7 protein-coding genes and 1 pseudogene are annotated in these 6,884 nt (G+C 64.0%); 5 read left to right on the forward strand and 3 right to left on the reverse strand.

From position 1 onward, the window contains the following. The 5 genes from JHD73_RS25620 to JHD73_RS25640 form a co-directional block, all read left to right on the forward strand. A partial coding sequence (locus tag JHD73_RS25620) for a hypothetical protein (protein ID WP_199032977.1) occupies positions 1–310 on the forward strand: 310 nt, incomplete at its 5' end. Further along, complete coding sequence (tagF, locus tag JHD73_RS25625) at positions 307–1,293, forward strand: type VI secretion system-associated protein TagF (protein ID WP_199032978.1); 987 nt, start codon at positions 307–309, stop codon at positions 1,291–1,293. The genes JHD73_RS25620 and tagF, both read left to right, overlap by 4 nt. A gap of 2 nt (positions 1,294–1,295) precedes the next feature. Further along, entirely contained in the window at positions 1,296–2,132 is an 837-nt protein-coding gene (locus tag JHD73_RS25630; RefSeq protein ID WP_199032979.1) for an OmpA family protein, read from the forward strand. Between the two features lie 155 nt (positions 2,133–2,287). Beyond that, a complete protein-coding gene (locus tag JHD73_RS25635; RefSeq protein ID WP_199032980.1) occupies positions 2,288–3,124 on the forward strand; it encodes a hypothetical protein in 837 nt (278 codons plus the stop codon). Between the two features lie 126 nt (positions 3,125–3,250). Then, positions 3,251–4,816, forward strand: coding sequence for a TIGR04222 domain-containing membrane protein (locus JHD73_RS25640; RefSeq protein WP_199032981.1), 1,566 nt, complete (start codon positions 3,251–3,253; stop codon positions 4,814–4,816). Between the two features lie 64 nt (positions 4,817–4,880). Here the strand turns inward: JHD73_RS25640 and tssA are convergent, their stop codons facing one another. The 3 genes and pseudogenes from tssA to JHD73_RS25655 form a co-directional block, all read right to left on the reverse strand. Then, positions 4,881–5,957, reverse strand: a complete 1,077-nt coding sequence (gene tssA, locus JHD73_RS25645; protein WP_199032982.1) for a type VI secretion system protein TssA — start codon at positions 5,955–5,957, stop codon at positions 4,881–4,883. 33 nt (positions 5,958–5,990) lie between these two features. Beyond that, entirely contained in the window at positions 5,991–6,398 is a 408-nt protein-coding gene (locus JHD73_RS25650; protein WP_233177151.1) for a hypothetical protein, read from the reverse strand. 171 nt (positions 6,399–6,569) lie between these two features. After that, positions 6,570–6,884: pseudogene (locus JHD73_RS25655) on the reverse strand (MFS transporter); the annotation flags it as partial.

Genomic DNA, 6,884 nt, shown 5'->3' on the forward strand with positions numbered 1-6,884 from the left:
GCGCAAGCGTCGCCCGGACGGCGCCTTCGATCTGTCGTGGACGAAGGACGGCCTGACGGTTGCCATCAGTCTGCGCATCATCAGCAGCCCGCAGACCGGCGGCACCACGGCTTCTGACTCGCCGCAAGGCCAGGGCCTGCGCGGCCTGCGCCTGCCGACGTCGATTGCCGACATGAACGCGCCGCTGAACACCTCCACCCCGCCCGCCCCAGCCGGCTCGCCGCCGGCGGGCCGCACACCGGCCCCTGCTCAGACGCAGGCCGCAACCCGGTCCGCCGTTACGGAAGAGCAAGGGGGGACGGCACAATGAGCCTGACGCAGTTGCAGCTTTCATACTTCGGCAAGCTTCCATCGCGTGGCGACTTTGTCAAAAGCGCCAACAACGTCCAGTTGCTCGACACGCTTGACCGCTGGCTGGCGCAAGGCATGGAACTGCTGGCCGAAGCGCCGGACTGGAAGACCACCTACGACACCTGGAAGCCGGTGCAATTCGCCTTCCTGGGCTCGCAGAGCCGGCTGGCGATTGCCGGTACGCTGATGGCCAGCAGCGACCTGTCTTCGCGCCGCTTTCCGTTTCTGACGGCGGCTGCGATGGAGGTGGATCGCCCCATCAGCTTCATCGCGCGCAGCCCGATCGCACTGGCTCGTCTGTGGACGCGCGCCGGCCAGCAGATGATCTCGCTCGGTCAGGCCTCGGATGCCACCGAGGGCCTGCGCCTGCTGGCCGAGGGGCAGCACAGCGTGGAAACCGACAACGGCACGCAGGCCTACGACGCCAGCTTTTCGGATTTCATCGACTTCCAGACCGTCTCGGGGCTCGAGCAGATGCTGCGCACCGAAGGCCACAACATCCGCCTGCGCCGCACGCTGCTCGCACTCGGCACGCTGCTGCAGCCGGTCATGGCCAACGGCTCATCGCGCCTGGAGAAAGGGCTCACCCTGCCCCTGCCGGCCGACCCGCTGTACCGCAGTCTGGTGGCGAGTTTCTGGCTGGAACTGGTGTCGCGCTTCCTGCAGCGCGCAGACTTTGAACTCTCGCTGTTCCTGGGCGAGATCAACGGCGCAGAGCGCCTGGTCATCGGCTTCAACGGCGCATCGTCGCGCACGCTGCATAGCGTGATGTCGCCGCTGGCGTATGCCGAGCAGAACATCAACATCGACGATCCGGAATGGGTCGACCAGCACGTGAGCGGAGAGTACGGCTTGGCCAAGTTCGTGAGTTACCTGGATCAACCGCAGCTTTCGCTGCGCGTGGCGGTCGACACCTTCCGCGAAGTCTTCATCGGAGAATGAACATGGGTCTGGATGCAATCAAGCGTGGCTTCCGGCCAGCAGCGATCCTGATGGTGTGCCTCGCCGCGCTGTCCCGCCTCGCCTTCGCTGCCCCTGGCGACCAGCCGCCGGCTGCCGCAACGGTGACCGCAGCCACACCGAACCCGGGCCAGGTCGTCGCCGGTGGTACGGTGCCCGACGAGGCCACCAAGGCCAGTGTGCTGGCCAAGCTGCGCGAGCTGTACGGCAGCGCCAACGTGCTGGACCAGATCGAGGTGGGCAACGTGGTGTCGCCGCCCAACTGGTCGGCCAATGTGCAGAAGATCCTGTCGCCGGCCATCAAGCAGGTCAACCGCGGCCAACTCAACGTCGACGGCACACAGGTCTCGCTGCACGGCGATGTGGGCAACGAGGCGCAGCGCCAGCAGATCACCAGCGACATGGCCACCACGCTGGGTCAGAGCTACACGATCAAGAACGGTCTGCGCGTGGCGGCGGTGTCCGAACAGGGCCTGCTGGACAAGACGCTGGCCAACCGCATCATCGAGTTTGAAACCGGCAGCGCCACGCTCACGCCCAAGGGCCGTGCGATTCTGGATGAGATGTACACCGTGCTGCCGCGCCTGAACGGCCGCAAGATCGAGATCGTCGGCCACACCGACAACTCGGGCAGCCGCGCGATGAACCTCAACCTGAGCCAGGCGCGTGCGGAAACGGTGAAGAACTACCTGATTGCCAAGGGTGCCGAGCAAGGCACGTTGACAGCGATTGGCGTGGGACCGGATCAGCCTGTGGCGGCCAACAACACGGATGAAGGGCGTTCACGCAATCGGCGGATTGAGTTTCGGGCGAGTCAGTGACGCAGCAGGATGCGCGCCGACGGGCACGGTTGCGTGAACCGTCGTCTGCCGCCCCACGACAGCCGGCTGGCGAATGGCGTGCCGCCCCCCAGATCCGGCTTGAGTACTGCGACCCCGCCGCGAGGCTACCCGAGCGCATCACGCAGTTTTCTCCGTTGAAGGAGCGCATCTGGTGGCTTTGGTGTCATCTGGTATGGGCTTGGCAGCAGCTTGAGCATTGGCTTGCCAATCGACGGCAGGGGGCGCCTGTCGCGATCGTCAGCGGCATCATTCGTTCCGTACAGGTAGATAACGCGGCATTCAATGCCTATGAGGCGATGGGATGGACCGTCGCTTCCGACGCACGGAATGCGCATGACTACACCGACGACGATATCTCGCGGGAGACCTACTACCGCGTGACGCCTGTCGTCATCACGCTGACGGACGATCGGGTCATCCACTTCTGTGAATACCAAGTCACGGGCCGTCGGGTTTCGTCCAATGCGCCCTATTTTGCGGGCCTTAACGGCATGCACGTGCTTGCTGCCGGCTGGTGGGACAACGATGTGTTCTCGGCATGGGGCCTGCGTTTATCAGGCCGTCGCGAGCCGCAGACTGTCTATGTCGCGAAGCGCCCACGAAACTTGCCCGAGCCTCTGGAGGCGGTACTGTCAAACAGGAGGCCGGGCTTTAGCGAGGCAATCGGCCTTCTCGTCTATTTCAGCGTCCTGATGATCGTGGTCATGCTGATTTTTGCAGGGGGTGAGTTCGGTTTCGCAGAGGCCATCTCCATCACTGGGATCATGATGGGGCTCTTCTGCCTGGCGCCGATGGTGCTCCTGGTGGTCTCCCAGACGCTGATGCGCCTGATGGCGGCCCCCCTGCGCTCCATCCCGGAAATGATGATCGCCGGAGAATACGGCGAGCGCCACCTGCGCTTGCGAAGCTTTGACTTCGGCCGCTGCGAGCGCGACGTTTGCCGCGCGCTGGAACAGCAGAAACAAGACTAGTCTGGCGCCCGTCAGCCCGCGTGGTCGGGCAGCGAATCATCCCAACCCACCAACAATGGGTGAAGAAACGCCCGGACCGCCAAGGAGCGCAACCAACGCGCACACACTGCGATTGATCAGCCACCTATGACATCGGCCCCTCTCTCCACCTCCCCCGATCCCGCATCCGCGCCCCAGGCCACCCTGACCGACACCGATCGCGACGCCTGCCTGCATCGGCTGAGCCAGTATTCGCTCGATGCGCCTGACGCTCCGATGCCATTCAGCCGCCGCCTGGCAGAAGCCGAGGGATGGTCGTCTCTGTTTACGCTGACCGTCATCGAGGAGTACAAGCGTTTCGCCTATCTGGCGGTGTATGCCGGGCACCCAGTCACGCCATCAGAGGCGATCGATGCCGCATGGCATCTACACCTGCAGTACTCAAAGGACTATTGGACGGTGTTCTGCGCGGAAGTACTGCGCGCTCCGCTCCACCATGCGCCGGGCATCGGTGCGCCGGATGAAGAGGACACCTACGCGCGCCACTACCAGCAAACGCTCGACAGCTACCGGAGTACGTTCGGCGTAGAACCGCCTCCCGATGTCTGGCCGACGCCGGAGGGCATGGCGGAGCAAGAGGCGGATGACCAAGCATGGCGTCCGAGCAATATAGCCTCGCCACCTCACGTCTCGACCACTCGCCGGATCATGCCGCTCGCGTGGCTCGTGATCGGTGTCGCCCTCATCGCCATCACCACGTATGCCGCGCCGGATGTCGGTGTGCTGGACTATCCAGGACCGCGCTTTCTCGCGTTCTATCTGGGCGTGTGCGTGATGGCTTGTCTGTCGATCCGGGGCCTGCACCAGTTCACATACAAGCGTCGCCCGCTGGGCGTGGCACAAGGCAGCGCGCCGCACACGCTCGCGCCTGACGAGGCTGCCCTCATGACTGGCGATGCTTCGCGAATGGCCCAGGTCGCAACACTCGCGCTACTCGACGCGGGCGCAATCCGCATTGCCTATCCAGCGAAGAAAGGCCGCAATCGCCACACATACGTGGTCGCGAACGTAGAGCAAACGCCCGAGCGCCACGCAAACACGTGGACGTGGCTGACCCGACAGAAGCAGCACCGCTCAACGTGGCCGAGCTTTCGGGATCGACTCGTCAACGAAGCCTCCGACATGACAGCGCGGCTGCAAAGTCAGGGATGGATGTGGACGTCCGGCTCCATGCGAGCGACGACGATGGCTGCGTGGGCGATTGCGCTGTTGGTACTCGGGCTCGGCGTGACGAAGGTATTTGTTGGCCTGGCCCGAGATCGTCCGGTGATGTGGCTGCTGATCGAAATGGCGTCGTTCGCAGTCGCGTACTGGTGGTTGACCGCACGACTGGTCGGCGTCGGTAGCGCCGGACCGACTGCGACAGCCGACGCCGCGCTCGATGCTTACCGTCGGCGCGGCCAACAGACGTCCGATGCCAGTTGGTCGAAGACCGACCTGCTCTGGATGACGGCGTTGGGCGGTACCAGCGTGTTGACCGGCACGGCCTGGGCCGGATACCGATCGATGATGGGCGGGCCGGGAATGCCAGCCAGCTCCGGAGGCTCTGGGAGCGACACGTCGAGTAATTGCAGCTCAAGCAGTGGTAGCTCGAGTAGCTGCGGTTCCAGCAGTTGCGGATCGAGTGGGTGCGGCGGTTGTTCGAGCAGTTGACGAGGTTTGCATCTGCATAGACCCCACGCCAGACATCGTGCCTGGTTGGGGCCCATACCGAAGATCAGCCCGCGCTATCCGGCGACGGATCGCCCAAACCCAGCAACTCTTCAATCTGTGACAACGTCGCGTCGTCCTTGACCACCGTGCGCAGCCAGGCATGCAGTGGCATGTCGCCCCACTTGGCGGCGCGCGCAGCGAGATACGCCACCGGGCTGTGCGGCTCGGTCTGGCGGAAGAACTCCGCCACTTCACGCAACTGATCCAGCGCTTGTGCGCGCGAGCGGATCGGGCCCACGACAGTCGCGACAACCGCTTCCGTTGCAGCCTGCCCGGCAGCTTGCTGGGTTGCCTTGGCCTCCACCGGAGCCGGCTTGGGCTCGGGGGGCTTGCCACCAAAGCGCTCGACCAGCGCACGCACCGTCTGCAACGTCTCGCGAGCCGCACGGAAGCTCGGGGCATGGTCCCCGGCGCGCCCATCGAGCACAGATTGCAACCGCAGCAACGCAGCCCCGCAACCCACCACATCGTCATGCAGCGTCTTGTAGAACGCCGGTGACGTCGCCCTCTTGGCTGCCTCGAATTGTTCCTGCGTGACCTTGCCGCGCGCGAGCTCATCGGCCTGATCCGGATCACGGCGGATCGACTCGACCAAGCTGCTCGCAACTTCCCAGTCAACGAGGCTGTAGCCGCCCTTGGATGCATCCACCAGCGGCACTTCGCGGATCAGTTGGCTCGAGCGCGCAGCCAGCCACGCCATGCTGCCCATGCGGGCCTCAGGGTCGTCGGCCTCGGGCAGCGGGTAGATGTGCTCCCAGTACTGCTCGCACAGGCCGGAGATCAGCTCATAGCCCTCGCGCAGGCCCGCAAAACCGCGCTCCTTCGACAGGGCTTCGGTCAGCCACGCGAGCAGCCGCAGATCCTTCGTGCGGTTCTGCAGCAGCGACGTACTCTCGGTGATGACGGCGCGCCAGTCGGCCTCCTTGATCTCGGTCACCCACTCGCCCTGGTCGAGCGATGGGTCATCAAAGCGGCGCGACTCTTGAATGCTGTCGAATTCGGCGGAGAAGAGCATGTCTTCGCCGCAAGGTTGGGCGCCTGGCAGCGGGGCCAGCAGTTGTTCGAACGGAAGAGAAGCCATGGTCAGAAGCGAGGATGCAATGCGGGTGAACGTTCAGGGCTTGGCGACGCGGCAATCGGTCAGGGCAAGCGTCAGGCCAACGAACTGCCGGTTCAGGCAATCCAGCGTGATGTCCTTGCTGGGCTTGTACGCCGAGAGTTTGTTGTCAGGGAACATGGCCTTCAACGCGTCGCGCTGGTCATCCTGAAACGGGGCGCCAACCTTGAGGTCTTCGGTAACGGCCAGCGTGTTCAAACTGTCGTCGGACAGCGGGTACACCTGCCCCTTGAACTCGAGGCGATGACCATCGTACTTCTTGGCAGCGCTGGGTGCGTCCTTGAAGTACTCGGTCAGCACCTGACGGTACGACACCTGGAGTGGCGCGTCGTCACCGCCCAGTACCGGGCTGGCGATCAGCGCGGCGAAGATCGGGGCAGCGGCAAGACGGAACAATTGGGCCATGTTGGTGCGTTTAAAAATGGGGCGATCCCCGCTCGGCAGCGACTGGATTCGACGGTGGTGATGCTACTCAGGGTGCATGGATTTGGGGGGATTGTTTCCAAATCTTCATTTGGCTTCGCACCCAACTCAGCCCGCGCTGACGCCTCTGCGAAAAACAATGTCTTCCATGGGCTAGGGCAACTTGGCAGGCCAGCTCAGCGGTTGCTCCGGTCCGATGCCGTTTTCGCGCCTGACCTGGCCGACGTCGCTCTTCCACTCCGCAGGAAAGACGGGCCAATAGCACAGGCACTCCGCCAGCCAGTTGAACCCTTGCTCTGGGTTGCGGCCTTTGTGCATCCAATCATTCGGCATATCGGGGGCTTGCACAGCATCCATTCCCTTCAGCATGAACGTCTGTATGTAGCGCCAAAGACGCTCGCCGCTGTTCCGCGGCCCAACCCAGATCAGATCCTCTCCACGTCGTTGCGGATCCGCTGCGTCCAGCGG

This window comes from Ralstonia sp. ASV6, assembly GCF_016429285.1.
Taxonomy (GTDB): domain Bacteria; phylum Pseudomonadota; class Gammaproteobacteria; order Burkholderiales; family Burkholderiaceae; genus Ralstonia; species Ralstonia flaminis.